Origin of the sequence: Micromonospora sp. NPDC005305 (assembly GCF_040607315.1) — a bacterium.
GTDB lineage: Bacteria > Actinomycetota > Actinomycetes > Mycobacteriales > Micromonosporaceae > Micromonospora.
Window position 1 is genome coordinate 228,065 of the sequence record NZ_JBEXGL010000010.1, and the last position, 25,678, is coordinate 253,742.

General features: G+C 71.2%; 19 protein-coding genes and 1 pseudogene. 11 read left to right on the top strand and 9 right to left on the bottom strand.

Annotated features, from left to right (window positions below):
* Positions 1-180: 180 nt before the first annotated feature.
* The 5 genes from ABZS80_RS19345 to ABZS80_RS19365 are packed head-to-tail and all read right to left on the bottom strand — an operon-like array spanning position 181 to position 6,785.
* On the bottom strand, positions 181-2,730 hold the full coding sequence (locus tag ABZS80_RS19345) for a DUF87 domain-containing protein (protein WP_355057584.1): 2,550 nt from the start codon (positions 2,728-2,730) through the stop codon (positions 181-183).
* Positions 2,727-4,529 (bottom strand): DUF87 domain-containing protein, encoded by a 1,803-nt coding sequence (locus ABZS80_RS19350; RefSeq protein ID WP_355057586.1) that lies wholly within the window; start codon positions 4,527-4,529, stop codon positions 2,727-2,729. The genes ABZS80_RS19345 and ABZS80_RS19350 overlap by 4 nt, the downstream gene beginning before the upstream one ends.
* Positions 4,526-5,482: a PrgI family protein gene (locus ABZS80_RS19355; RefSeq protein ID WP_355057588.1), complete on the bottom strand. Its 957-nt coding sequence runs from the start codon at positions 5,480-5,482 to the stop codon at positions 4,526-4,528. Before ABZS80_RS19355 ends, ABZS80_RS19350 begins: the two co-directional genes overlap by 4 nt.
* Positions 5,479-6,399 carry a hypothetical protein gene (locus tag ABZS80_RS19360; RefSeq protein ID WP_355057590.1) on the bottom strand — a complete coding sequence of 307 codons (921 nt, stop codon included), beginning with the start codon at positions 6,397-6,399 and terminating at the stop codon, positions 5,479-5,481. Before ABZS80_RS19360 ends, ABZS80_RS19355 begins: the two co-directional genes overlap by 4 nt.
* Before the next feature lie 2 nt (positions 6,400-6,401).
* Complete coding sequence (locus ABZS80_RS19365) at positions 6,402-6,785, bottom strand: pilin (RefSeq protein WP_355057592.1); 384 nt, start codon at positions 6,783-6,785, stop codon at positions 6,402-6,404.
* A gap of 704 nt (positions 6,786-7,489) precedes the next feature.
* On the opposite strand from ABZS80_RS19365, the gene ABZS80_RS19370 reads away from it, so the two are divergent.
* Both ABZS80_RS19370 and ABZS80_RS19375 read left to right on the top strand, forming a co-directional pair.
* Positions 7,490-8,209 carry an AAA family ATPase gene (locus ABZS80_RS19370; protein ID WP_355057594.1) on the top strand — a complete coding sequence of 240 codons (720 nt, stop codon included), beginning with the start codon at positions 7,490-7,492 and terminating at the stop codon, positions 8,207-8,209.
* A gap of 669 nt (positions 8,210-8,878) precedes the next feature.
* Entirely contained in the window at positions 8,879-9,439 is a 561-nt protein-coding gene (locus ABZS80_RS19375; RefSeq protein ID WP_355057596.1) for a GNAT family N-acetyltransferase, read from the top strand.
* A gap of 204 nt (positions 9,440-9,643) precedes the next feature.
* On the opposite strand, the gene ABZS80_RS19380 is transcribed toward ABZS80_RS19375, so the two are convergent.
* Entirely contained in the window at positions 9,644-10,459 is an 816-nt protein-coding gene (locus ABZS80_RS19380) for a helix-turn-helix transcriptional regulator (protein ID WP_355057598.1), read from the bottom strand.
* 103 nt (positions 10,460-10,562) lie between these two features.
* Here ABZS80_RS19380 and ABZS80_RS19385 point away from each other — a divergent pair, with 103 nt between their 5' ends.
* On the top strand, positions 10,563-11,306 hold the full coding sequence (locus ABZS80_RS19385; RefSeq protein WP_355057600.1) for an SDR family NAD(P)-dependent oxidoreductase: 744 nt from the start codon (positions 10,563-10,565) through the stop codon (positions 11,304-11,306).
* 301 nt (positions 11,307-11,607) lie between these two features.
* On the opposite strand, the gene ABZS80_RS19390 is transcribed toward ABZS80_RS19385, so the two are convergent.
* Positions 11,608-12,471: a hypothetical protein gene (locus ABZS80_RS19390; protein ID WP_355057602.1), complete on the bottom strand. Its 864-nt coding sequence runs from the start codon at positions 12,469-12,471 to the stop codon at positions 11,608-11,610.
* Between the two features lie 861 nt (positions 12,472-13,332).
* Between ABZS80_RS19390 and ABZS80_RS19395 the strand changes: the two genes are divergently transcribed.
* The 7 genes from ABZS80_RS19395 (at position 13,333) to ABZS80_RS19425 (ending at position 18,869) form a co-directional block, all read left to right on the top strand.
* Positions 13,333-14,289 carry a hypothetical protein gene (locus ABZS80_RS19395; RefSeq protein WP_355057604.1) on the top strand — a complete coding sequence of 319 codons (957 nt, stop codon included), beginning with the start codon at positions 13,333-13,335 and terminating at the stop codon, positions 14,287-14,289.
* A gap of 43 nt (positions 14,290-14,332) precedes the next feature.
* The gene (locus ABZS80_RS19400) at positions 14,333-15,283 is read left to right on the top strand and encodes a DNA methyltransferase (RefSeq protein WP_355057633.1); all 951 of its coding nucleotides are present in this window, start codon (positions 14,333-14,335) and stop codon (positions 15,281-15,283) included.
* Positions 15,256-15,828: a DNA cytosine methyltransferase gene (locus tag ABZS80_RS19405; RefSeq protein WP_355057605.1), complete on the top strand. Its 573-nt coding sequence runs from the start codon at positions 15,256-15,258 to the stop codon at positions 15,826-15,828. Before ABZS80_RS19400 ends, ABZS80_RS19405 begins: the two co-directional genes overlap by 28 nt.
* Before the next feature lie 352 nt (positions 15,829-16,180).
* Entirely contained in the window at positions 16,181-16,591 is a 411-nt protein-coding gene (locus ABZS80_RS19410; RefSeq protein ID WP_355057607.1) for a hypothetical protein, read from the top strand.
* A 91-nt stretch (positions 16,592-16,682) separates the two neighbouring features.
* Positions 16,683-16,991, top strand: a complete 309-nt coding sequence (locus ABZS80_RS19415; RefSeq protein WP_355057609.1) for a helix-turn-helix domain-containing protein — start codon at positions 16,683-16,685, stop codon at positions 16,989-16,991.
* Positions 16,992-17,113: 122 nt separating this feature from the next.
* Positions 17,114-18,577: a tyrosine-type recombinase/integrase gene (locus ABZS80_RS19420; protein WP_355057611.1), complete on the top strand. Its 1,464-nt coding sequence runs from the start codon at positions 17,114-17,116 to the stop codon at positions 18,575-18,577.
* A 79-nt stretch (positions 18,578-18,656) separates the two neighbouring features.
* Positions 18,657-18,869 (top strand): DoxX family protein, encoded by a 213-nt coding sequence (locus tag ABZS80_RS19425; protein ID WP_355057613.1) that lies wholly within the window; start codon positions 18,657-18,659, stop codon positions 18,867-18,869.
* Between the two features lie 376 nt (positions 18,870-19,245).
* On the opposite strand, the gene ABZS80_RS19430 is transcribed toward ABZS80_RS19425, so the two are convergent.
* Together ABZS80_RS19430 and ABZS80_RS19435 are read right to left on the bottom strand one after the other, a co-directional pair.
* Entirely contained in the window at positions 19,246-22,974 is a 3,729-nt protein-coding gene (locus ABZS80_RS19430; RefSeq protein WP_355057615.1) for a hypothetical protein, read from the bottom strand.
* A gap of 1,026 nt (positions 22,975-24,000) precedes the next feature.
* A pseudogene (locus ABZS80_RS19435) lies at positions 24,001-24,259 on the bottom strand (hypothetical protein).
* A 484-nt stretch (positions 24,260-24,743) separates the two neighbouring features.
* Here ABZS80_RS19435 and ABZS80_RS19440 point away from each other — a divergent pair.
* Positions 24,744-25,601 carry a helix-turn-helix transcriptional regulator gene (locus tag ABZS80_RS19440; protein ID WP_355057617.1) on the top strand — a complete coding sequence of 286 codons (858 nt, stop codon included), beginning with the start codon at positions 24,744-24,746 and terminating at the stop codon, positions 25,599-25,601.
* Positions 25,602-25,678 lie beyond the last annotated feature (77 nt).

A 25,678-nucleotide genomic window follows, 5' to 3' on the forward strand; every position in this document is an offset into this window, starting at 1 on the left:
TGTGGAGGTGTGTCCGCGACAATGGCGACGGGGCAGCAAGCTAACGAGCGCTGTAACCGAGTGTCATTGAAGTCGGCGTCGGGTTGCCTTCAGGGCGGGCCGCTTTCAAGCCGTCCAGGTGGGCCGGCTGGGACCAACAGAATCAGCCGGCCCGCCTGGTAGGGCTGCCAGGGGACGTGGTTAGGAGTTGCCGGTCTTGCCGCTGCCCCGCTTGGCGGTGTCGCCGTTTCTGCGGCTGGCCGTGCTGGTGCTGGCGTCGGCCTGCTCGGGACGGGAGTACCGGTCGACGAGGGTGTCGATGGCGCTGGCGTCCTGTGGTGTGGTCGCCGCGGCGGCGGCCTGTCGGATCGCGGTGGCCTCCCCGGCGACCGGCTTGGGTGGGCGGGTTTTCATGGTGAACGCTGGTGTCTGCCGTCCGTCGGCGACGAGGCGGGTGGCGGCGGTGTAGGCGTCGAGGTGGGTCAGGTCGTGCTCGTCGAGTTCGGGCAGGGTGTGCCGGGCTAGGACGCGGGCGTCCTCGGGCGCGCAGGAGAAGTAGATCTTGTTGCGGGCGTTCGCCGACGCAGCCGCGAGGAGGTCTCTAGGGAACTGGGCGAGGTCCTGGTGGGCCAGGACGAGAGACAGCCTGTACTTGCGGGCTTCGGCGAGCATCGTGTCCAGGCTGTTGGCCAGGGTCAGGAAATTCTGCGCCTCGTCGATTATCAGAGTGGCGTCGCGCCGCTTGTCAGGGTCGATCTTGGCGCGGGCGGTGGCGGCCTGCCACACCTGCGCCAGGACCAGGGAGCCGAGGAGCTTGCTGGTGTCCTCTCCCAGCTGCCCTTTAGGGATGCGGACGAGCAGCGCCCCGCCGTCGAGGACCTTGCCCATGTCGAAGCTGGATTTCGGGTAGCGCATGGTGCGTTTGACGAAGTCGCGGAGCAGGAACGCGCGTAGGCGGGCGAGGACCGGGCCGATGACCTGGGAGCGTAGGGCGGGGTTGAGTTCGTCGTACCACTGCCAGAACCCGGACAGGCCGGCCGGGTCGTCGAGGTTGACCGTCATCGCCGACCGGAACTGCTTGCTGTTGAGCAGGGGTGGGATGTGTTGGAGGGTGACGTTGGCGTGGCGCAGCAGGGTCAGGCAGGCGACCCGCATGACGTCGTCCATCCGGGGTCCCCACGCTTTGGCGAAGATGTTCCCGAAGATCGACACGAGGTTGTCGACGACGAGGTCGGGGTCGTCGCCGGACAGCGGGTTGAGGGTGGGTGGGTTGGGCTGGTCGGGGTCGAACAGCACCACCCGGTCCGCGACGGTGGCGGGGAGCCGGTCGAGGATGTCGAGGACCATGTCGCCGTGGGGGTCGATGACGACGGTGCCGCGGCCGGCGGTGATGTCGTCGACTGCCATGTTGACCAGCAGTGTGGTCTTCCCGGAGCCGGTGGATCCGATCACGTGCAGGTGGTAGCGGGCGTCGGGCACGGACAGGGCGACGCCGTGGCGGCCGACCTGCGCGTCGCCGAGGATTTTCGTGCCGCGCCCGCCGGTGGGGATGGCGACGGGGGTGGGCATGGACTTCGCGCGGGCCCGGTCGAGGCCGGGAACGGCGAGGTCGCGGGGCAGTGCGGCGAGGGCGGCCAGTTCCGGGGTGGATGTCAGGAACCCCGCGCCGAGGCGCCGGCCGGCCAGGACGGCCAGGGGTGCGGGCATGTGGGTGCGGTGGGTGAGCCGGTTGCGGCCGGAGTAGACCGCGAACGACGAGGCGATGGTGTCGGCGATGCCCCGCAGCCGCCTCAGCGGGCTGGCGCTGCCGCGGCGGGTGTCTTTGGCGACGGCGTAGCGGATGCCGGTCTGCCACAGCGGGTGGGAGGTCTTGTCCATGATCGCCCGCACGTCGCGCTCCACCCCCGGGTCTCGCCGTGCCGTGGCCGTTGCGGGCCGGGTGGCTGGGCTGGCGCGCCCGGGCAGGAACTCCTCGGTGAGCCACAGCAGCGGTGCGGCCGGGTTGATGGTGGGGGTGGCGGTTCTGCCGTTGCGCAGCCGGGCGGCGGCGCGTCGGGCGCGCAGGGCCCGGCGGGGTGTGGCGGGACGGGCGAGGATCTGGACGCAGGCGTGCTCGTCGGCCCGTAGCCCGGAGCCGGCGGACATCAGGGCCCGCAGCGGGTCGTTGTTGTGGTCGGTGTTCAACGGCAGCCATTCCGCGGCGGTGGGCAGCAGCTGCCCACCTACCGCCGCCGCCGTGTCCAGGGGGATCGGGGGTGGGGTGGTGTCGTCGGTGGTGCAGGCGGCTCCCGGCCAGGCGGCGCGTACGGCGGCTTCGACGGCGCCGGGTGGGACGGTGCCGGGCACCCAGACGGAGATGAGCAGCCGCCGCCCGGTCCAGGTGTACTGCCAGACCAGGTGGGGGCTGCCGTAGACCAGCCGCCGTCGGCGGGAGGGTGTGAGGGTGCCGGCGAGGTTGGCCCACAGCGCCGCCGCGCTGTGCGGGTCGACCTCGGGTGGCGGGGCGATCGTGATCAGGCGGGCATCGCGGGCGTGTCGCCGGTGCCCCCACACGTCGAGGAGGTTGCGGGCCGCGACGTAGGTGAGCAGGGTCGCGGCGGCCACGGCGAGCAGCCACGGCCGCTGCAGCGCCCACCCGGCCGTGTCGGCGAGCCAGCGGGCAGGTCCGGTCGCTGTGACCGTGAAGCTGGCGCCTGGGCCGGACGGAGTCGGAGTCGGCGCGGCGGCGAGGGTCATGTCTCGTGGGGTCATAGGTCGACTGCCTCGTCTGTGTCGAGTGCGGCCAGGTCCGCCGGGCGGGTGGTGCACAGCAGGTGCTCGGTGTCGGAGGCGATGGCCTCGAAGCTGGTGCGGTTGGTGCCGGAGATCAGCAGCCCGTTGCCGACGCGGGCGGACAGGAGTAGCCGCCGTTCGCCGGCGGTGAGGCCGAACGCGTGGCCGATGGCGTCGATGGCTTGTGGGGCCTGCTTGAGCAGGATCTGGGTGGCGGCGTTGGCGACGACGGCTTGGCCGAGGTCGGCGCCGAGGAGGTCGGCGACGTCTTGGGTGATGACGGTCAGGCCGGCGTGGCGTTTGCGGGCGGCTTTGGACATGCGGAACAGGAACCGGGCGCCTTCGCCGTCGCGCATGAGCAGCCATGCCTCGTCGACCACGACCAGGCGGCGGGTGGCCAGCCGGGACGGGTCGGGGGCGTCGACGCTGCGCCAGATGGCGTCGAGGGCGAGCAGGGTGCCGACGGTGCGCAGCTCGTCGGGCAGGTGCCGCAGCGACCACACCATCAGGTGCCCGTCGGGGCGGGTGGTGGTGGGCCCGTCGAACAGGTCGGAGAACGACCCGTCCACCCAGGGTGCGAGGCGGGCGGCGAGCTGGCCTGCCGCCGGGTCGTCGTCGGTGCGGAGGGTGGCGGCGAGGTCGGCCAGGAGTGGGGCGGGGCGGTGGTGGGTGGCGGGGTCTGCGGTGATGCCGGCTTGTCGGTAGGTGGCCAGGATCGCCCGGTCGAGGGCGGCCCGTTCGGCGGGTGGCGGTTGCTGGCCGAGCAGCACCGCGGTGAGGGTGTGCAGGAACAGGCCGCGGCGGGTGAGGATGTCGGGGCGGGTGTCGCCGGCCGGCAGGTCGAGGGGGTTGATCTTCACCCCGGCCGCGCCGAGGCGGACCGCTGTCCCGCCGACGGCGTCGGCGAGGCGGAGGTATTCGTCTTCGGGGTCGATGACCGCGACCTGCACGCCTTGGTAGAGGTTGCGGAGGATCTCCAGCTTGACGAAGTAGGACTTGCCGGCGCCGGAGCGGGCCAGGACGACGCAGTTGTGGTTCTCCTGGGCCCACCGGTCCCACCACACGATGCCGCCGGAGTCCGGGTTGACCCCGTAGAGCACGCCGCCGTCGGCGTGGGGGTCGCCGGGCAGCGGCGCGGGCAGGTCCGCCGAGGCGAGGGGGAACGCGGCGGCGAGGGCCTGGGTGTCCATGGTGCGCCGCATCTGCAGGGAGTCCGTGGCCAGGGGCAGGGTGGTGGTCCATCCGGCGAGGTGTCGCCACGTCGCGGGCTGCACCTCGATCAAGGTGGAGGCGGCGGCTGCTTTGACCTGGGCGCAGGCGTCGAGGAGCTCGTCTTCGGTGCGGGCGTGCACGGTCAGATACAGCCCGACGGTGAAGAGTTTGGCCGCGCCGCGGGCGAGCCGCTGGGCGAGGTCGGCGGCGTCGTCGGCTGCCGCGTCAACGTGGGGGTCGGGCAGCTTGCCGCGTTCGGCGTCGGCGCGGCGGGAGGATTCGAAGCGGGCGCGCTGGGTGCGCAGCCGCGACGCTGCGACCGGTGCGGGCAGCGGCTCGATGTGCAATGCCAGGTCCAGGCGGCCGGGCCAGGACAGGAGGGGTTCGAGCCAGGCGGGGCCGACCTCGGCGGGGTAGCCGGTGACCACGAGGGTGGCGGCGTAGCCGTCGCCGACGCGCAGCATGCGCGGGGTCACCTCGACCGAGGCGGGTGCGACGGTGGCCGCCAGGCGGGAGGACTGGCGGCCACGGTCAGTGGGCGTGCGGGGAGCGTTGCGGATTCTCATCTGGGGTCCTTCTTTCTGCCGGTGTCGTTGCCGGGTCCGGTGATGACGGTGTAGGGGGCGGCGAGCCCGCCGGGGCGGGCTCGCCGGTAGGGGTCGGCCGCGGCGGCGATCGCGGCGGTGACGGCCGCGCCGTCCAGCGCGCGGGTGGTCACGCCGAGGCCGGACAGGGCGCGGACGGTGTCGTCGGCGCGGCGACGCGCGGCGTGCTCGCCCCGCTCGCCGGGGCTGGTGCGGGTGACGATGAGGACCTGTCGGCGCAGCGGGTCCCGCCGGGTCGCGAGGTCGTCGAGGAACCGGGCGTGATCGGCCGCCGCGTCGGCCAGGGCCGGGTGCGGCAGCGCGCCCGCCATCGTGGCGAGGGTGCGGGCCCGGGAGTGCAGGTCCACCGGCTGCGCCGACACTACGATCTGCGTCGGCGTCGACAGGGAGTTCAGCCAGCGGCCGAACGTGTCGAGCAGGGCGGCCTGCTCGTCGGCGGTGCGCAGGGCGAGGTTGACGTTCGTCGCGGCGACCATCGCCGCCCGCGCCGCGCCGATGCGGATCTCCCCGCCGTCGTCGATCGCGTCGGCGGGCAGCTTCAGCGGCGCCGGCAGCATCATCTTCGTGGGCGGCTGCACCCAGTCCGGCGTCGTCGACGTGGTGTCGGTGGTCGTCAGCGCGTGCGGGGCCTGTGAGTGGCGGACGGCGGCGAGCAGCCACACATCCAGCGGCAGGCCGTCACGGCGGCCGACCGCGACACCGAAGACGAGGCCACCGACCAGGACGGCGGCGCCGGCGAGCACCGGTGCGGGAATGACCTGGTGCAGGGCCCGCCACGCGCCGTAGACGGCGAGGGCGGCGACGGCGAGGATCGCCAGCTGCCGGAACGTCAGCCCGTAGAGGACCTTGTCGGGTGCGTCGACGTCGGCGGGCATCCGGGCCCGCCCCGCCCCGCTGGCCTCGTGGGCGTTCATCGGCCGACCGCCCGCAGCCCACGGCCGAGGCCCGGAATGGCCCGGGTGGCCTGCTGCACGACGATGACCCGCACCGCCGCGCCGATCATGTTCGAGCCCCGGCCACCGCCGCCCGCGGCCACGTAGCGGCGCATCAGGGCGGGCACCCGCAGCGTGGTCCACAGCATGACCATGACGACGAACAGGTTGATGGCCCCGCCCGGCTCCACCGGCAGCCCGAGCGTGGGCAGCAGGTGCTCCGGGTCGGTGAGCATCCACTGCCCGGCGTAGAGGGTAAACCCCTGCACCACCGGCACCGCCAGGGTGCCGATGTAGGCCTTCCACCACAGGCGGGCGATCGGATCGGTCTGCGGCAGGGCGTGGCAGGCCAGCGCCAGGGGAGCGAAGGCGGTCAGGACGAGCACGGCGGCGAAACGGACGATCACGCTGAACGCGGTGCCGGCGAGCAGCACCGCGATGATCGCGACGCAGACGACGAACAGCAGGACAGCGATCTTGTCCTGCCCCGCCGTGATGTGGGTTTTGATCGCCCGCAGCGCGCCGTCGCTGTCGCCGTCGGGCGTGGTGAGCGCGGCGGTTAGGGCGTTGGCCAGGTCGATGAGCATCCCGCACCACACCTGGGAGAAGTGCGCGGCGACGAACCCCACGATCAGCCTCGGGATGAGGTCTTTGGCGGTGTAGCGGGAGGTTTCGCTGCCGCCGGCGGTCATGGTGAGCAGCCCGGCGGCGATGAACGCCAGGACGAAGACGGTGTCCACGACGAGGACCGAACGGCCGGTCAGCGCCTGCACCTGCGGCAGGCCGGTGACGTTCGGGGTGATCAGCAGCGCGCTGCTGATCACCCCGAACAGCGCGTCGAGGCTGGCGAGGATCGCCGCCGCCAGCCAGTCCAGAATCTGGTCGAGCAGCCAGTTCATGATCAGCCTCCGACGATGCCCTGGACGATGTCCAGCAGGACCGGGGCGAGGACGGCCAGGCCGTAGCCGACCAGGGCGTTCTTCAACGCTCCCTTGGCCTTGTCGACCTGCGCCGGGTCACCCCCGGCGGTCGCCCAGTAGACACCGGCCAGAACGAGGAACAGGGTGGCCAGCGCGGCGAGGATGCCGATCAGCCACGCCTGCAGATTCGCGATCACGACCGGCAGCGAGTTCACCGCCAGCGCCGGCACGCCGGCGTCGGCGTACGCGGCGGCGGGCACCGGCAGCAACAGCGTCACTGCAGCGGTGACGGCTGGGGCGCGGCCCGCCCAACGGGCGGTCCGGGTGTGGGTGAGGGCACGACGACGTGCCGGGATGCGGGACATGGGTGGGTTCACCTCCGGCCCCGGCGCCGTGCAACGGCATGCGGCGGGGCGGTAGCGGGTGGTCAGGAAGGGGGGGGGGGGGAGACCGCCGCCGGGCGCGGGTACGGGGGACGCCGTCAACCGTCCGTCCTCGGGAGGAGCGCTCCTCCCTTGTCGGGTGTGTGTTCGATGAGGTGTCAGCGCACCAAGCACTGCGCGGCACCCGAGGCGTCCGGCTCACGGCGGCCCGACGTGGTCCCGGGCCCGGCGGCGGGCGGACCAGCGACGCCCACGACGGGGCGTGGTGGTTCCGCACCCTCAAACCGCCGTTTGTGTGCTCTGGCGAACGCCTGCGCACCTCACATCCGCTCACCACGCCTACCGCGACGCTCACAGCGCAGGTCACCGCGCATGCGGCGCCAGCGGACACCGAGATGCCAGGTGGGCGGGCAGCCCTGGAAACTCTTGCCACTGCTGCGTCGGGTCCGTTGGCGGGAGTTGATGTGCCACCTCACAGCGGGCGGGACGAGGTTGCTCTGCACTGGTTGCTGCGCCCCAGCAGCCGTGAGGTGGTCGCGTCAGGCGCTGGGGACGGCGGGGCAGGCGGCCCGGCCGACTACCGTTGACCTGGTGGAGGACAGGGCGGCGGAGCAGGGGGTCGCGTGGTGGTGACGGGCCCCAACGCGTCGGCGCGACGTCGAAAGGGCGGCGGTTTCCTGCGATGGGTGGAGCTGGCCGACGCCGACGCCGACGCCGACCTGTCGGGCTATCCGTTCACGCTGCCCGTCGTCGCCGGGCTGCGGGCGGCGGGCCGGCTGAACCTGGATCCGGCGGTGACGTTTCTGATCGGTGACAACGGCACCGGCAAGTCGACGTTGATCGAGGCGATCGCGGTGGCGGCCGGGTTCAACCCCGAGGGTGGATCAACCAACTTCCGGTTCAGCACCCGCGCCACCGAATCACGGCTCGGTGAGCACCTGCGACTCGTTCGCGGGATCGGAAAGCCACGCACCGGGTTCTTCCTGCGCGCCGAGTCGTTCTACAACGTGGCCACCGAGATCGACCGCCTCGGTGTCGGCAACAGCTACGGCGGCCGCAGCCTGCACGAGCGATCCCACGGCGAGTCGTTCCTCGACCTGGCCACCCACCGGTTTGGGTCGCACGGACTGTACCTGCTCGACGAGCCGGAGGCGGCGCTGTCAGTGCACGGCTGCCTGGCAATGCTCACCCGGATCCGCGACCTCGCGCAGACCGGCTCGCAGTTTCTGGTGGCCACCCATTCACCGATCCTGCTCGCCGTACCGCACGCGCGGATCCTGCAGATCGACGCCACCGGCACCATCCGCGAGGTCCGCTACGACGAGGCGCAGCCGGTGGTGTTGACTCGCTCGTTTCTGGCCGACCCGCAGCGCTACCTCCACTACCTGTTCAGCGACGACCACTGACCCCACCGCCGGACCAGAACCTGCAAGCGCCGCCCAGCCCCGCAGGTCCCGAAAGGGTGGACATCGTGTCGCCGGGCTCCCCGAGCGCGGTGAGCCGCTGTCAGCTCCTCTGACTGCGGAAGCTGGTAGTGGTGGCGGCGACGCCGCAGCCGCCGGAGGTTGGTCTGGCCAGCTCAGGCCAGACCGGCGGCAGGGTCACCGACTCGCGCGGGAGCGCGTACCCGGAAACGTGCCGCGGCGCCCTCGCCATGGCCATCGGTGAGGGCGCCGCAGCTGTTCGGTCCGTCGCCGGTTCCAGCGGTGTCGGCCTACGGGTTCCGGTGCAGAGTCGGGTACGCCAGACGTGCAGAGGTCGGGGCGCGAAGCATTCGGGACGCTGCGACGGCGGTCGGCCGGACTACCCACGTCCGCTACTCACGATGAGTAATCGGTGGACGTGAGCTGGCGCCCGGAGCGCGGCAGTTGAGTGCGCCGGGACCGCCATACCAACGGAAACCCGATGCGCGGTGGATCAAGACTTGGCACACTCCGTCGATGGCCTCGACCGTCCGCGCCGACACGCCAAGGCAGCTACCCACCGCACTCACACCGTCCCGCGGACAGGCTCAGCCCCAGCCGGCACCACAGGGTCCAACTACGCCCCGATGGGCGGGGTTTACGCTGCTCGCCATGTTCCCTCCAGTGAAGATCGTCTCCGGTGGATTGGAGATTCGTGAGTTCGGGTCGCAGGACGCGGTTCAGGTGGTGGCATTCGTGGCGGCCGGGGATCGGACGGCGCTGCCGCCGGGCTCCCCTGGGGCCGTCGCTGACGTGGACGGGTGGCTGGCTGAGACGGTGCACCAGCGGCGGTTGGACGGCGGGGGTGTGCACCTGGCGATAGTGGAGAGGACCAGCGGCGAGATCGTCGGCAGCATCGGGTTGCGTGACACCGACTGGGAGGCTGGACGCAGCGAAATCGGCTATGGGGTGCGGGCCAGTCGGCGCGGTCGAGGCTATGCGACCGAGGCGGCCCGCGCGGTCGGCCGATGGGCGCTCACTGACGGCGGGATGCGGCGGGTCCAGTTGCACGCCCGTCCTGACAACGTCGCTTCCGTGCGGGTCGCCGAAAAGGCCGGATACCAGCGGGAGGGCACACTGCGGATGGCCGAATGGGACGGCGAACAGGCGCATGACCTGGCCGTCTTCTCGATGATCGCGACAGATCTTGAGGCGACCGAAGTCGCTCGCTGACCCCGGTCGAGCCCTCGGTCGAACAACGCCCTCACATCGGCAGATCAGGATGCCCGCTCGACTCAGTGGCCAGCTACCGAGCCTGAGCGCTCTTGATCGGTCAGCACGCACGGACGGCGGCAGTAGCGGATGTCTGATCACGGCAAAGCATCAATGCTCGGCGAGCATCAGACTTGGCGCGCAGACGCCGCTGCGAGGTCACCTTCAGGACGCGGCGAGCGAGGCTAGCAGGCGCAGCTTCTCGGCGTTGTCGCCGGTCTCGTCCGGGTAGTAGAGCACCAACAACAGACCATCGACCGGCAGCTTGTCGCGGTGCAGCGTGAGCTCGCCGACCACCGGGTGCCGGACTGTGGTCGTACCACCTTGCAGTTGGCGCACATCGTGGCGTGCCCACAAAGAGCGGAACCGTGCGCTGGACAGCGACAGCTCGCCGACCAGCTCGACGACCCGGGCGTCGTCGGGCACGTCGCCGTTGGTCTGGCGGAACGCCGCGACGAAGCTCGCCGCAGAGCGTTCCCAATCGGCGTGGAACTCGCGTTCCTCCGGGTCGAGCAGCATCGAGCGCAGCCGGTTCTCGCCCGGGCGCAATCGGGGTGACAGCGCCGTGGCCAGGGCGTTGGCCGCCAGCACGTCGAACGAGCGGCCCTCGACGAAGGCCGGCACCCCGACCGCGGCCAGCAGGTGGTGCAGCCGCGCGGGCACGTGCTCCGGCCGGCGGCGCGGGCGGGCCCGGGGCCGGGGCGCGGTGAAGTCGAGCAGGTACTGGCGCTCGACGTCGTCCAGGTGCAGGACCCGGGCGAGCGCCTCGAGCACCTGCGGCGACGGGTTCTTGTCGCGGCCGCGTTCCAGCCGCAGGTAGTAGTCGGCGCTGATCCCGGCGAGCAGCGCCACCTCCTCGCGGCGCAGGCCCCGGACCTTGCGGCGGGAGCCGGGCTGGATGCCGGCCTGCTCGGGCGTGACCAGCTCACGCCGCGCCCGCAGGTAGTCGCCCAGCCGGTTGGTGCCGTCGTCGCCGCTCATGAGGCCGAGGCTAATACCGGCGCGGGCCCGGACAGGGGGTCCTGTCACTCCCCGGATTCGCAAAGCACTTCCTGGGCCCCGGCGACGCTGCGACCATCGGTTCATGAACATCACGAACCGCACGGTCTTCATCGCCGGGGGCACCTCCGGCATCGGCCTGGGCCTCGCCCGCCGCTTCGCCGCCGCCGGCGGCACCGTCACCGTCGGCGGGCGCCGGGCCGCTTCCCTCGACGGGCTGGACACCGTCGAGATCGACGTCACCAATGCGGACTCGGTGCGGCGCGCCCGCGACAGCGTGCTGGAAAGCCACCCCGGCCTGGACGTCGTGGTCACCATGTCCGGGGTCCAGCTTTCGGAGGACCTGCGCGACCCCGAGCACTTCGCCACCGCCGAGACCACCGTCGAGACCAACCTGCTCGGCACCATCCGGGTGCTCGACGCGTTCACGCCGCACCTGCTCGGGCGCGGCGCGGGCACCTTCGTCACGGTCAGCTCGGGCATCGGCTTCCTGCCGTTCCCGCTCATGCCCACGTACGCCGCCACGAAGGCGGGCGTGCACGCGTACACGGAGGCGCTGCGCGCGCAGCTCGCCGGCACCGGCGTGGAGGTCACCGAGCTGGTGCCGCCGGCGGTGGCGACCACGCCGGAGCACAAGCGGCTGAACCCGCGCGCGCTGGACCTCGAGGACTACCTCGACGAGGTGCTGGGGCTGCTCGGGCAGGACCCGACCCCGGACGAGATCCTCGTGCAGGGCGTGCTGCAGCACCGCTGGGCCGAGCGCGACGGCACCTACGCCGATCTGGTGGCGCAACGGTCCCAGGCGCTCAAGACGCTGCCGGGGCGCTGAGAGCGCCGCTTCCCACCGGTAACGACGGCAGCAACCGCTCACGCGGCCCCGGACACGACGCCGGGCTCGGGTCCCCTCGGCGGCAACAGATCGCACCGCTCGCACACTGTCATCGGCAGATCCGGACACCACCGGGGCCCGGCGAATATCACTGTGGGTAGTCGATGATTTCTGTGTGCTGGCGGCGACTCGGCCGGTCAGCCCGCCGCTGAGCTTGCGGATGTCGATGGCCGTTGTGTACTCGGTGGCGTACGCGGTTCTGCGCTGCAGCCCGTACGCCGACAAGCGGAAGGGCTGCTGTCTACGCGGCTCGCGCCGTCGCCGCCCCAGCGGTGGCGCGGCGTTCGCAGGCCCGGCGCAGCGCGACCCGTCGCCGGGCGGCGGCCCCCGGCTCGTTCGCGGCCTGCACGGCCGCCACTCCGGTGAGCAGCCCACGGGCCAGGGCGTCGGCGATGCGGGTGTCGATGCGCCGTAGCCGCATCCGCAGGGCATCGGCGGTGATACCGAGCCGAGCCGCGATGGGCTCGAGGGCCCGCCGCCCCAGCCGCACGTCGATGTAGGGCTCTTCGTCGACGGGGTCGAGGATCCCCAGGCCCACCGCGCGGCGCACCAGCACGTCCGGATGCCCGTACGGCACCTGCGGGGTGCGCGGCCCGGGCACGTGGTCCACGTCCTGCAAGGGCGTGAACTCGCCCGCCTGCCGGCGCAGCTCGTGACCGGCCCGCCACCCGGCCCGGCACAACGCCGCGTATGGCGCAGGTCGTGCCAGGTCCACGTGGTCACGCAGGGCCGAAAGGAAACCCGTCAGGATTTCCGCGCCGATGTCGTCCGGGTCGCCGCCGTAACCGGCGCACAGCTGCCGGGCGTAGCGGCGCAGCGCCGGCATCGCCATCCCGACTGCGGCGATCACCCACTGCGGTCCGCACAAGCGGGCGCGGCGGATCAACTCCCGCCACAACACGTCCCGGGCTGTGTAGGCGCGCGGATGTCGCAGCAGCCAGTCCCGCACCGTCGGCAAGGGCATCACACCCGTCGGTAGGCCGTCGTCCGGGTCGAACATGTCAAGGTCGATGGACAGGGGCGCCGGGTCAGTTGTCAGCGCCACGAAGGCGGCGTCAGCGGCGTCCAGCGGGGAGGCGGGCCAGTCGGTGTCGGACACGCTCATGTCACCACTCCAAAGTCAGAGAGATCGTCGGCGGACATCGCCGTGGTGTCGCGGCGGTGCCGGGACCCGATTGCGCCACGACCGGCACACACGACCCTCACAGCGCAGGCCAGGGCACGGTCTGACAACAGCCCGCCCGCCACGACGCCGTGTCTCACACTCGATCCCCGGCATCGGCTTCCGTCGTTGACATCCGCCGGTGACAACGTCGCTGAGCTGGACTGTGACCCGCCGATCGAGGGGTCTGTCATCGCTGGCGGGTGTGTGCGCCACCGGCAGCAACCGCGGCGGCGCGACGGCGGCAGCCCCCGGGGCGTGACACTCACAGCCACTCACAGCGACTCACGGGAGGTCCCGGTGGCGGCTGTGACATCGGCGCGCTTCGGTGTCAGGCACGTCGGAGCCGGCGCTGGCGGCGATGTCACACCGCTCCGCCGGGGCGATGTCATGACCATCGGCGCCGATGTCACCATCGAACGTCCTGTCGCCCGCGCCATGGCACGAGCGGCGACGACACGGACAGGGCGTGTCTGACAAGGCGCCCCGCCCACGTCATGTCATCGACAAACGCCCCTTGCCATCGCGCGTGGTGGCCGCCCTGACGCGCTGTGCATCAGTCGACGACAACCCATCAGGCTCCTCGCCGCCACGATGGCCGAGCCCGACAACGGGCGGCCGGCATCCCGAGCCTTCCTGGAGGCGCGATTGCCGACGAACCGCCGGGCAACTGCGGCGAGCGCTGCGAGCGGCGCTTCCGGATCGCTGTGAGTGGCTGTGAGAACGGCAGGCGTTCGCCAGAGCACACAAACTCCGGTTTGAGGGCGTCAGCGCACTACACGCGCGGCGCGGAGCCGACACCACATGAGCGAGCACCCGCCGCAGCACCACCACCGCCCTGCCCACCCCGTCGACCCGCCCGGCGTCGACCCGACCCTGATCGACCTGGTGGCCGGCGACCCGCCGGTCCCGATCACCGTCTGGCGCACCGCCCGCACCGACGCCGACACCGGCGGCAGCATCGGCGCCCGCCTGGCCTACCGGCTCGTGGCCGCCTACAGCCACCCCGGCGACGCCATCGTCGACCTCACCGCCGACCACGCCCTGACCGGCGCATGCACGGCCGGCCGACGCCGCCACCACCCCGGCTGGTTCACCGACGCAGCCAGCCTGATCATCGGCCCGGCCACCCCACCGGCCCCGGCCGCCCTGCCCGACGCGGAGCTGCCGGAGCTGAGCACCTGGTTCGGCGACGACCTCACCGACCCCGACCTGCCCCCGACCGGCCACCCGGCAACCCCTCCGTCCGACGGCACCTCGCCGCAAGCCGCCACCAGCCTCGTTGTGGCCACCTGGCCGCTCGACCCCGCCGATTCGACCAACCGGGTGCGGCTGGCGTGGCTGCTGACCGCATGCGCGCGGCTGCTGCGCCCTGGCGGCTGCCTCGTCCTCGTCGTCACCGTCCCCGCCGCCGGCACGGGCGGGCCGGAGGACTTCACCCCGCTGGCCACCGTCGCCGCGTCGGTCGGCCTGGGCTACCTGCAGCACATCGTCGCGGTCACCGCGGACACCGACGGTGACACGTTCGTCTACCACGTCACCGACGAGGAACTGCTCACCCTCGCCCAGCAGACCGGCGAGCAGCAGTGGACGACCGCGTACCTACGGGTGCACGCCGACCTGCTCGTGTTCAGCCAGCACCAGACCTCCGCCAGCTCCCAGAAACCAGCGGGGCGTCGAGACAACACTGCCGGAGCTGCCGTACCGCCGTCGGACCAGCCGCAGCGCGGTCGCCGCCCGAAAGGCGGCCACCGTGACTAACCACGCGCCTGACCGCCACGAGCAGAACCAGCCGCACACCGCCATGCCAGCCCACCTGGATCACCACCGCCCCGAACCAGGTCCGGACGGGCTGTCGGTGTGGACGACAGCCCAGCGCACCGGACCGGTGCAGCGCCGCGGCCGGTACGTGCCCGACTCGGTCAAGCACCCCGCCCGGATGCTGCCCGCGATCGCCGCGCACGCCGTGCACGCCTACACCCGGCCGGGGGACCTCGTCCTGGACCCGATGTGCGGGATCGGCACCACCCTCGTCGAGGCGGTGCACGCCGGCCGCGACGCTATCGGCGTTGAGTACGAGTCGCGGTGGTCGGACATCGCCGACGCCAACATCACCCACGCGCACGACCAGGGCGCCACAGGCCGCGCTTCCGTCGTCCGCGGCGACGCCACCCGCCTGCGATCGCTGCTGCCCGCAGCCCTCACCGGGCAGGTCGCCCTCGTGGTCACCTCACCGCCCTACGGACCCACCGTGCACGGCCTCGTCCGGCCCGGCGCGGGCGGGGTGGCGAAGTTCGACAACGCCTACAACGACGGCACCGACAAGGGGAACCTCGCCTACCGCGACCTCACCGGACTCACCGACGGCTTTGAACAAATCCTGGCAGGCTGCGCCACGCTGCTGCGCCCCGGCGGCACCGTCGTGGTCACCGCCCGACCGTGGCGCAAGAACGGCCAACTCGTTGATCTGCCCTCCGCCGTCATCGCCGCCGGCGTCCGCGCCGGCCTGGTACCGACCGAGCGGTGCGTCGCCCTGCTCGCCGCGGTCCGCGACGGGCACCTCGTCGCCCGCCCGTCGTTCTTCCAACTCCAAGCCGTCCGCAAGGCCCGTACCGCCGGCACCCCACTGCACCTGATCGCCCACGAGGACGTGCTGATCTTCCGCCGGCCCGGCTCATCGAGTTTCGGGGAACTCGGCCGTGACCAGGATTCGCCCGTCCAGCCTGCGTGCTCGAACCCGGGGGAGGGAGGTTGAATGCCCATCCCACGGCGTCGCGCATCGGATCCCTGTGCACCGGATACGGCGGCCTCGACCTGGCCGTCGAGCTGGTGCTCGGCGGCCGGCTCGCCTGGTACGCCGAGACCGACCGGCACGCCAGCACCGTGCTCGAGCACCACTGGCCCGGCGTGCCGAACCTCGGCGACATCCGCATCGTCGACTGGACCCGAGTCGAGCCCGTCGACGTCCTCACCGCCGGGTTCCCTTGCCAGGACATCTCCAACGCCGGCAAACGGGCCGGCATCATCGGTATCCACAGCAGCCTGTGGACAAGCATCGTTGACGGCGTTCGCGCACTTCGACCGCCACTCGTGTTTGTGGAAAACGTCGCCGCGCTCCTCCGCCGAGGCTTCGACGTCGTCGCCGCCGACCTGGCCGCGCTCGGGTACGACACGAGCTGGCTATGCCTACGCGCATCCGACATCGGCGCCGCCCACCGACGCGACCGGCTGTTCCTGCTCGCCGCCCCCACCCAACGACTCACCGGGGATGCGGACGTTGCCGACGCCCTGCGCCCGTGACGGCAAAGGCCCCGGACACCAGTACGGACTGCCCGACCTCATCGAGCCCGGCGGCACTCGCCACGGTCTCCTGCCCACCGCGACGCCAGTCGACCGCCGTCCGCCGGCCGACACCACTGCCCGACCCAGCGGCGCCAACACCAAAGACGTCGCGCCTGTCCTCGCCGACGCCGACTGGCTGCTGCCCACTCCCAGGGCCAGCGACACCGGCACCGCCGGACGGCGCGCCGGACAAGCGTTCCGGCCGCCCCTGTCACAGGTCCTGCTCCCCACCCCCAGGGCAACCGACGGCGTCAAAGGCTGCCCCGGACAGCGCGGCTCTCACGGTGACCTGACCCTGCCGTCTGCAGCGGTGCAGGTCCCCGCCCGGACGCTGCCCACACCACGCGCGTCCGACGGGCGCGGCCCCGGCGCCCACGGCGCCGGCGGCGCGGACCTGCGCACCACCATCGCCGGCCTCCCCGGCGAACTCGGAGCGCGCGACGACACCCGCTGGGGGCCGTATGCCGCCGCGATCGCCCGATGGGAACTCCTGCTCGCCCAGCCCGTCCCCGAACCGACCCAGACCGGCCGCAACGGCAAACCCGTCCTCGCGCCACCGTTCGTGCAATGGCTCATGGGCCTCGAACGAGGCTGGGTCACCGACCTCGACCTGCCCCGCACCGCCGCACTCCGCGTGCTCGGCAACGGCGTCGTCCCCCAACAAGCAGCGGCAGCGCTCCAGCTGCTGCTCTGCCCCAGACGCTGGCAGGTGACGACGTGACCAGCCGCACCCCACCGTGCCACCCCCGGCAGGGCCACCGGCCCTCACCGGCGAGCAGGACTGCTCACGTCGCCACGAAGGGTGCCGCGTCATGAGCGACCGGCGACGCACCCGCACCGCCTCATACAACCCGCCACCAGCCGAACCCACGGCCACACCCCGCTGGACCGAGGCGGATGTCCGCGCGCTGGGCGTGACCACCGACGTCGTCACCGCCGGACAGATCCTCGGACTGTCCCGCAACACCGCCTACCGCCTCGCCCGCGCCGGAACCTTCCCCGTCCCGGTCATCCAGGCCGGCCACCAGTACCGGATACCCGTCGCCGGCCTCCTCACCGCCCTGCACCTCACCACCCCGGCAACACCCGACGGCGACGACCCGCACCCACCCGCACCGTAGACACCCACCGAGCGGCGACTGCCCGCGACGACTTGATCGTCGCGGGCAGTCGAGCGTGCATGTCGATCGACAAAACCGCTGCCCCGACAGCCACCACCCCAACCCACCCGGAGAACCCGCCCATGTCGCACGGATCGATCTTCAAACGCTGCGGATGCCGCGACCCGCGCACCCGCAAACCCCTCGGCAACCACTGCCCGAAACTCCGACGCGCCAACCGGTCCTGGAACCCCGACCACGGCCACTGGGCCTACCAACTCGAACTCCCACCCACCGCCGACGGCCGCCGCCGACAGCTACGCCCCACCGGCTTCGACACCCACAAACAAGCCGCCGACGAACTCGACCGCGCCCGACAGTTGCTCGACCTCGCCGGACGCAACCGCCGCCAACGCACCGAGATCGGCGACCTGCTGCAAGCCACCCTCCGCGCCGGCGGCACCCTGCCCGACATCGACACCGTCCGCAACCGGCTCCGCACCGACACCCCACTGGTCGGGGTGCCCACCCTCGCTGACTGGCTGACCACCTGGCTGCACCGGCTCACCGTCGACGACAACACTCGCCGCGGCTACGAATCCCACGTCCGCGTCCACCTCATCCCCCACATCGGCGACGTCGTCCTGGACAAACTGCGCCCCCACCACATCGAAGACCTCATCGACAACATCAAACAACGCAACGCCGACATCGCCACCGCGAAAGCCAGCCCCGACCCCGACACCCGCGCCAGCGTCCGAGGGATGCGACCCACCGGACCCGCCACCATCGCCCGCATCCGCGCCACCCTCCGCAAGGCGTTCAACGACGCCCTCGCCCGAGAAGTGGTCAGCGGCGTCACGAACCCCGCCACCCTCGTCAAGACCCCCAACGCTCGAGCCAAACCAATCGTGTGGGAACCGGAACGCGTCGACCGGTGGAAGGCCACCGGGAAGGTCCCCGGCCCGGTCATGGTCTGGACCGACGACCTTCTCATCCAGTTCCTGGACTACGCCGCCGAGCACGCCCCGGACCTGCACCCCCTGCTGCACCTCATGGCCTACCGCGGACCCCGCCGCGGCGAAGCCTGCGGACTCCTCGACGCCGAAGTCCGCCTCGCCAAAGGCGAGGTCAGCATCGTCAACCAGATCGCCACCCACGGCTACGAAACCCACCAGAAACGGCCCAAGAGCGACGCCGGCAACCGCGAGGTCATCCTCGACCCCGACACCGTCGCCGTCCTCACCGCCTACAAGGCCCGCCGCGCCGCCTGGCGTCTCGCCGCCGGGAAGGACTGGCCCGACACCGGGCTGTTCTTCGTCCGTCCCGACGGCAGAGCATGGCACCCCAACTCGGTCACCCAACGCTTCCGCCGACTCGTCGCACGAGCATGCCTGCCACCCATCCGTCTGCACGACCTGCGCCACGGCGCCGCCACCCTCGCCCTCGACGCCGGTGTCGACATCAAAGTCGTTGCCGACCAACTCGGCCACTCCACCACCACACTCACCCGCGACACCTACCAAAGCGTCGTCAAGCGGCTGCACCACGAAGCCGCAACCGCCGTCGCCGACAAAATCAAGAACAAGCGAGGCCATACCGCCTGATACGCCCCCACAACGGGGTCCGCTACGGCGTCTCTGCTCCGACATACCCAGAGAAGTCATCGTCGTCGAAACGATGATCATGACAATCACCGCAACCAGCAGGCCGCATCGCCGCCTCCGCCACGTGTGGTGGATCCCGCAGGTGGCTCTGGCGCTTGCGATGCTCGGCGCCGGCTCGGCCAAGCTCGGTGGCGAGCCGGCCATGATACGAATGTTCGACGACATCGACACCGGCCACTGGTTCGGCTACTTCGTCGATGCCCTGGAGGTCGCTGGCGGAATCGGGCCCTAAATCCCCGGCTCGCCCGGTATGCGGCGCTCGGCCTTCTGACACTGCTGGCCGGAGCTGTCGTCACGAACCTCTTCCTACTCCGCACCTCACCGCTGAGCGCCCTGTCTCTCCTGGCGATCACCGGACTCGTGGCCTGGGCCGGATCACTGCGACTGGGCAAGGTCACCGGGTAGCGCTGGGTGCACAGGGGGCAGTAATCCGCACGCTCACCGTTCCGGAACCCGGCTGACGACCCGCCGCACGCGCCGAAGCTGTCGCCGATGCAGGTGCGCCGCAGCGGCTCCGGCGGTTCCACGGCTCCGACCAGGTCGCCGGCAGGGGGCCAGGCCACGGTAGACAATGGCGCCGCAGCGGCCGGCGTGTCCATAAGGGCCGCCTACCAATGGCCCGGCGGCTCCGCGCGAAACTCCCGCAACAAGGCATCGATGATCGCTGCGCCCGCAGCCGGGTGGTCCTCCGCCACGGTGGGCAATACCTCAGCGCAGTCAAGCCACAACGCTTCGGCGCACAGTCGCGTCGCGTCCGGTGGCCCGACGACCGTGGACAGCACCAGCAGGACTCGGGCCCGCACGTTCGCTGCGATGATCGCGTCTGCCGCCGCCTCCGCCTGCTCAGCCAGGATTCTGCTGCGGTCCAGATTGCCGCGCGCTGCAAGGACGGCGGAGACCATGGTGAGCGCCCACGCCCGCTGCTCTGGGTCCGTACTGGTGTGGGTGACCGCCACCGCAGCATTGACGTCACCCTTCTCAGCGAGTGTGCGGGCGAGCTCGGCCAGCGACTGCGCTGGCTGGCCGCCGTCGAGGACGCGGCGGTCCATCGCGTCGGCCTGCCTGGCGGCAGCCTGACTACGGTCGGCGTTACCGCCTATGGACAAGGCCTCGGCGACAGCCCGCAGCGCTGGCGCGGCCTGGCTCGGCTCGGTGAGGGATGCAGCGAGCGCGTCGGCGACGTCGGCGTACCCGGCGCCCGCCAGGTCGATCGCGGCCCGGGACACCGCTGCCTCCCGCCATACAAGGTCGACCGTTCGCGCCCCCGCTGCGGCTTCCGCCGCTAGGGCATGGCCATGATCCCCCTGTCCCACCTTGACGAAGGCGCTGGCCACCCTTGCCAACGCCTCCACCCGCTCCTCGGGATCCGAGATCGACCGGGCCGCGGCTTCGGCGCGCGTGGCGACGGCGTGGCCACGTTCCGGTTCGCCTAACCCGACTAAGGCGGGCACGAGCTCGGCCAGCGCTCGCACCTGGAACGCCGGATCGGCTATCGATCCGGCGACGGTCTCCGCCCGGGCCAGCTCACCGGCCAGCATCATGGCCTCGGAGACTGTCGACAGCGCGGACGCCTGCCAGACGGTCTCCGTGATCAAGCGTGCCGCGGACTCGGCCCGGTTCAGGTCGCCGATCGTGATGAGGGCATCAACGGCGGCACGCAGCATCCGGGCTTGCCAATCAGTATCGGTGACCGAGCGGGCCACCGTCTCCGCCTGCGCGGCCACGGCCCGCCCGCGGTCCAGGTTCCCGGCGTCGGCGAGAGCCTGGGCGATGGCGGTGAGTGCCTTCATCTGCCAGCCCGCGCTGATCAGCGAATGTGCCAAGAACACGGCGCGGTCCGGGGCGCCGGCGAAAGCCTGGACCTCGGCGATCGCGGCCAGTATTTCCGCCTGTGGGTCGACCGCGTTGATCGTGCGAGCTACCGCCTCGGCCTGTGCCGCCACAGCCCGACCATGGTCGCGGTCGCCGGTGGCGGCAAGTGCCGTCGCGACGCTCACCAGAGCGCGGGCCCGCTGGAACGGATCGGTGATCAGCCACGCCAGGCCCTCGGCGCGGGGCAACTCCCCGGCACCGGCCAGAGCACCGGCGACGCTGGCGAGCGCTTCGGCGCGCCGGTACGCGCCATCGATCGAGTAGGCCACCGCCTGGGCGTTGCGCCAGTCTCCGGCGGCGGCCAGCGCTTTGACCACCTGCACCAGGGCCTTTGCCCGCATGCCTGGATTGGTGATTGAGCATGCCAGGCGCCGTGCGCCACCGGAATCGCCTGCCGCCGCCACCGCTGCGGCGACGCTGGCCAATGCATACGGCTGCCATGCGACCGTCGGTATCGTGCGGGCCACCGCCTCCGCCTGCGCGGCCAGCGCCCGGCCGCGGCTCGGGTCCCCTGCCTGGGACACCGCGCGGGCGATCCCGACGAGGGCGTCGACCTGCTGGTCCGGGTCGGTCAGGGATCGGGCCATGGCTTCGGCAGCATCCGGGGCACCGGCCCGGGCGAACGCGGCGGCCAGCGCGATTGAACTGGTCTCCGGCCAGTCGGCCCGCATCTGGTGATCCAGCTCAGAGTCGGGATTGGCGATTGCGGCCGCGGCCTGCGCGGCCAGCGACTGACCGCGGACAGGGTCCCCGGCCCGGCACGCCGCATACGTGGCGTCGATTAGCGCCGCCACTCGTTGGTCCGGGCGGGCGATCGACCGGGCGACAGCTTCGGCACGGTCCAGGTCGCCGGATTGGGCCAGGACGTGGACGACGGCGGCCAGCGCCTCCTGGTCCAGGCCAAGCGACGACTGGGCGAGGTCGGGATGCGCCTGGGCCAGGGCCTCGGCCCGGTCTGTGTCTCCCGTAGTGGCTAGAGCGGCGGCAACGTGAATCAACGCCGTCGCGCGCACGCCTGGGTCCATGATCGAGCTGGCCAGGGCCTCCGCCCGGTCGGGGCGGCCGAGCCGTACCCAGGCCACCGGAATGTCGGGTGGGACGTATCTATTGCGCCGGGTGAGGGCTTCGTAGTGCACGGCAAGGCGGCCAACCGCAGAGAAGTCAGGGCGGTCAGCATGAAGAACCTGTGCGGCAGCCGCGGTGACCTCGGCGAGGGCAGCGGTGTCACCCCCGGTGATGTTCAGCATTCCGTTGTGCCGGTCCGTGTCGGTGGCGCAGGCCAACATCCGCAACAGGTCACCGGTGTCGTGCAACAGCCGAAAGTAAGCGCGCAGTAGATAGTCCGGGGTGTCCAGTGGCCAGCCCTGGTCTCTGTAGCGGTCGGCCCAGGCGTGCAGCCGCATTCGGTAGTCAGCGAGCCGGCCCGGGCCGAGCGAGCGGACGGCCTGCTGTTGCAGCTCCTCGTGACCCAGGATGTACATTGTCGTGTCTGGTCGCCAGCGTCCAACCCGCTGCAGGTAGGTGCGAGACGACACGGCGGCCAGCTGCTCGCCGACGTCCACCTCCGACAGGCCGGTCAGGGCAGCCAGGTCGGCGGCTGACAGGCCACCGCCAGAGGCGGTAAGCAGACCCAGCAAGTCCTGCTCCACCGCGCTTCCGTACCGTAGGCGCCGTAGCTCTCGCCGCGCGTCCTGTTTCACCACCCGCGCCTGCGCCGACTGGGACAGCCCCCGCACCACGCGCGGATCCCGCAGCGGATGATCGTCTGGCACATCGTCCGGGATCGGCGGACTTGGTCGCCCCGACACGACCACCCGCATGCCGTGCGGTGGCCGGGCGGGCAGCAGCGCCGCGATGCTGTGCCCATCCGGGCCGGCCGTCACCCCGCGGTCCTCGTCCAGCCCATCGATGACCAGCACCAGCCGTGTGCCCTGTTCATGGCAGTGGGCTGCGGCGCGGTTCAGCGCGCCACGCAGGTGGGCGTCGCGGGTGGCGTCGGTCAGCAGCGGCGGCAGCGGCTCGCCGAGCAGTTCGGCCAGCTGTTCAAGGACCACGTCGGTGAATGCGCGCCGGTCGTTCTGGTCTGCGTGGCGGGCGGTGACGAAGAACGCCACCGGTTGCACCCTGTCCGGCGGGTGCAGCACGAACCACGACAGTAGTGAAGTTTTGCCTGCCCACGCCGGAGCGCGCCAATACTGGTACACCGTCGCGGCACCGTCCGGCTGCGAGTCTGGGGCGGTGCAGAAGGCCGCCAGCGCCGCCAGCTCCGGGTCCCGGCCCACCAGTTCCTCAGGGGCGATCTGCGGCACGACCTGCGACAAATAATCCGATCGCGGCACCGGCGCGACGTTCGTGATGATGTCGCCGAGAACGACGCCACTGACCGCGACGCCGCCACCGGTGGCGATGGCGGTGCCGGTGTCACGAACCTTGAGCTGCCAGCGATGCAGCCGATCACTGACCACGAGGCCGCCCCCAGGCGGCGACGGTGCATGCGCCGCACGGGACTAGCGTTCCGGGCCACACGCTCACGTCCACCGGATTCCGGAGGTGGCGTCCCCGCCGCCGGAGGCGTCCGCATCCCCGGTTTTCACCGCTTCGACCCGGTTTGGCGCCGACGTGGCAGGGCCGGAGGCCCCACTGACCGACGAGCCGTGACCTCGGGCCGTGGCCGTCCCAGAGCCGGAAACCCGGACCGTCAACTCCGGCTCTGACCGTGGCCGTCGTGACAGGTCGGACCTCGACCTGACCACGGGCCAGGCTGCCCAGACAGCCACCCCCACAGCCGCGACGGCGGCCAAGGCCGAAACCACCGTGGAGATCCGAATGGCCCGATCCCACCCGACGACCACGAACACCCCGGCCAGCGCCGCCAGCACCACCCCGGTGCCCAGAACCACAACCCGTCGCGCACTCATCCCGCCATTGTGGCCTGCCGGATCCGGTCCGGGGAGGCCGCTGCGGTCCGTCCAGCCCGGCCGATCCGCTACCCCGAACGTCCGTCCCGAAGGTGGACACCTTCGGGTGCCGGCTGGAAGGCCCACAGCCGTAGGGACGACGGAGGTCGGCCGACCGTAGCGGATGTGGCGATTAGGCACCGAGGGGGGCGACGCGCAGGCCGCCCTGGCACGAGTCGAACCCAACTACACGATAGTCCCGGGACGAGTTGTAGCTGGTGCCATGACTCTGCCGCCGCATGTGCCGAGCATGGTCGCGTGAACCGGGGGCGCGGGGTGACGTCATCCGCCCGGGCGGGGCAATGCCCGGTTTGGAACCACACCGGATGGCTCGACGCCGAGCGCCACCCCGACACCTGATCGGGCTCCTAAATTCGGCCAGCCCAAGGTCCAGCCTCGCGATGCCGAGCAGCAGGCCGGCCAGAGAAGAGATGATGACGCGGCCCCTTGAGCGTCCGGCGACCGAAAGCTGAGCATGATGTGGCAATAGTGCGGATTATTGTGTTCCCTTCGAACCTGAAGCCCTGGTCGCCCTCACCCCGCTGTCGCCCTCTGCCCTACCTGACGGGCTTGGCCGGCAGCCCCAGATGTCTCACCGGATCGCAGCCCGCCCTGCTGCACGAATATTGCTCGTCGAGCGACAGCATCGCCCTTCATGTTGAGTTGGTAGCCCTCGAGCCAGAGCCACCCGTCGTATGTCCGCCAGCCGAGCCCGGAAGAAGATCGGGTTGATGAACTGCACGCTGGCCGATCGGGTCACGTAGAGAAGGTCACCGGAGCGGGGTGCGGTCACCGCACCCACCCGAGGAACCGGCGATGGAGGAGCCCGGCCGGGGCCCAACCCATGTCCTGGCTCGCTGCCACCAGGCACGACCCCATGTATAGAGCTAGGGATATGGGCGCGTCTTCGTACTCGGCTTGCAGCTCCTGCCTCCGGGTGCGGCACGGCCAAGGGGCACCGCACCCGCCGCAACTCCAAATAGGCAGAACAGGCGCGTGAGATGTCATCCCGTCTCCCCTGGCCAATGCCGGCGGCCTATGGGGATGCGGTGTCTCGATCGGCACGGCAGCTCGCCGCCGCAGCGACAAATCCTCCGGGCTCTCCTCCATGACCACACCGGCCGATGTCGACGCGCCAAGGTCAGGGCGACTGCGATCACATACTGGTCGTAGGAGACCTGCCTGCCCACCGTGACCCCTCTCGCATAGGGGGCATGGCAGCCGGGCCACGCTCGGTCATCCGACCACCACACCCGGCAAACACGTTGCCATGCATCATGGCGATCCGCAATATGCGGATTCCTGTCCTGCGTTCCGCGCGCCTGCGAACGGAAGTCGGGTCTTCCGCATGGCAAGATGACCAGGTGCCTCAACGCCAAAGCCCTACCGTCAGGCGCCGACGACTGGCGCTGACCCTGCGGCAGCTCCGTGACAGGGCTGGCATCACCTCGGCCGAAGCGGCCAGACGGGTGGACCACGATGCGAGCTGGCTCAGTCGTATCGAGACGGCAGAGGTACGGCCCCATCCCAACGACGTGCGGGCGCTACTGGCGCTGTACGGAGTGGAAGGCGACCAAGCGGAAGCCGTTATCGCGGTAGCGCGCCAGGCGAAGCAGCGCGGTTGGTGGCAGCGCTACAGCGACGTCTTGCCGGACTGGTTCGCCGCGTACGTCGGGATGGAGTCCGAGGCGTCGGTCATCCGCACCTATGAATGCCAGATGGTGCCTGGCCTGTTGCAGACCGAGGAGTACGCGCGGGCCGCGTTTGAGGGTGCGCCGGTCCCGATGCGCGACGACGAGGTAGAGCGTCAAGTCGCGCTGCGGATGGAGAGGCAGGCCATCCTGTCTGGTGACGATCCGCCTCTGCTGCGAGTGGTCATCGACGAGGGAGCAGCTCGACGGATGGTCGGCGGGCCCGAGGTGCTGCACAGGCAACTCAACCGCTTGATCGAGGCCTCGACCAAGAGCAACGTCCAGATCCAGCTCCTTCCGTACTCCGCCGGAGTTGGCTTCGACGGGAGCTTCGTGATCCTCGACTTCCCGCCGATTCCCGAGCCCTACCCTGACGCCGCCGAGGAGCGGATGGTCTACGTCGACACGCTGACGGGTGCGCTGTACCTAGTAGTGCTTTGTTAGGTTCGGCGGCGTTTGTTGAGGTGTAGCGGTTTCACGCGTTGGTGGCAGGTGATGCAGGCGCCGGTCCAGGTCGCGAG

Bases quoted from the DNA above. Each gene is read 5' to 3' on its own strand.
- ABZS80_RS19345 (WP_355057584.1), bottom strand. From the start codon at position 2,730: ATGACCCCACGAGACATGACCCTCGCCGCCGCGCCGACTCCGACTCCG.
- ABZS80_RS19350 (WP_355057586.1), bottom strand. From the start codon at position 4,529: ATGAGAATCCGCAACGCTCCCCGCACGCCCACTGACCGTGGCCGCCAG.
- ABZS80_RS19355 (WP_355057588.1), bottom strand. From the start codon at position 5,482: ATGAACGCCCACGAGGCCAGCGGGGCGGGGCGGGCCCGGATGCCCGCC.
- ABZS80_RS19360 (WP_355057590.1), bottom strand. From the start codon at position 6,399: ATGAACTGGCTGCTCGACCAGATTCTGGACTGGCTGGCGGCGGCGATC.
- ABZS80_RS19365 (WP_355057592.1), bottom strand. From the start codon at position 6,785: ATGTCCCGCATCCCGGCACGTCGTCGTGCCCTCACCCACACCCGGACC.
- ABZS80_RS19375 (WP_355057596.1), top strand. From the start codon at position 8,879: ATGTTCCCTCCAGTGAAGATCGTCTCCGGTGGATTGGAGATTCGTGAG.
- ABZS80_RS19380 (WP_355057598.1), bottom strand. From the start codon at position 10,459: ATGAGCGGCGACGACGGCACCAACCGGCTGGGCGACTACCTGCGGGCG.
- ABZS80_RS19385 (WP_355057600.1), top strand. From the start codon at position 10,563: ATGAACATCACGAACCGCACGGTCTTCATCGCCGGGGGCACCTCCGGC.
- ABZS80_RS19390 (WP_355057602.1), bottom strand. From the start codon at position 12,471: ATGAGCGTGTCCGACACCGACTGGCCCGCCTCCCCGCTGGACGCCGCT.
- ABZS80_RS19395 (WP_355057604.1), top strand. From the start codon at position 13,333: ATGAGCGAGCACCCGCCGCAGCACCACCACCGCCCTGCCCACCCCGTC.
- ABZS80_RS19400 (WP_355057633.1), top strand. From the start codon at position 14,333: ATGCCAGCCCACCTGGATCACCACCGCCCCGAACCAGGTCCGGACGGG.
- ABZS80_RS19415 (WP_355057609.1), top strand. From the start codon at position 16,683: ATGAGCGACCGGCGACGCACCCGCACCGCCTCATACAACCCGCCACCA.
- ABZS80_RS19420 (WP_355057611.1), top strand. From the start codon at position 17,114: ATGTCGCACGGATCGATCTTCAAACGCTGCGGATGCCGCGACCCGCGC.
- ABZS80_RS19425 (WP_355057613.1), top strand. From the start codon at position 18,657: ATGACAATCACCGCAACCAGCAGGCCGCATCGCCGCCTCCGCCACGTG.
- ABZS80_RS19440 (WP_355057617.1), top strand. From the start codon at position 24,744: ATGGCGATCCGCAATATGCGGATTCCTGTCCTGCGTTCCGCGCGCCTG.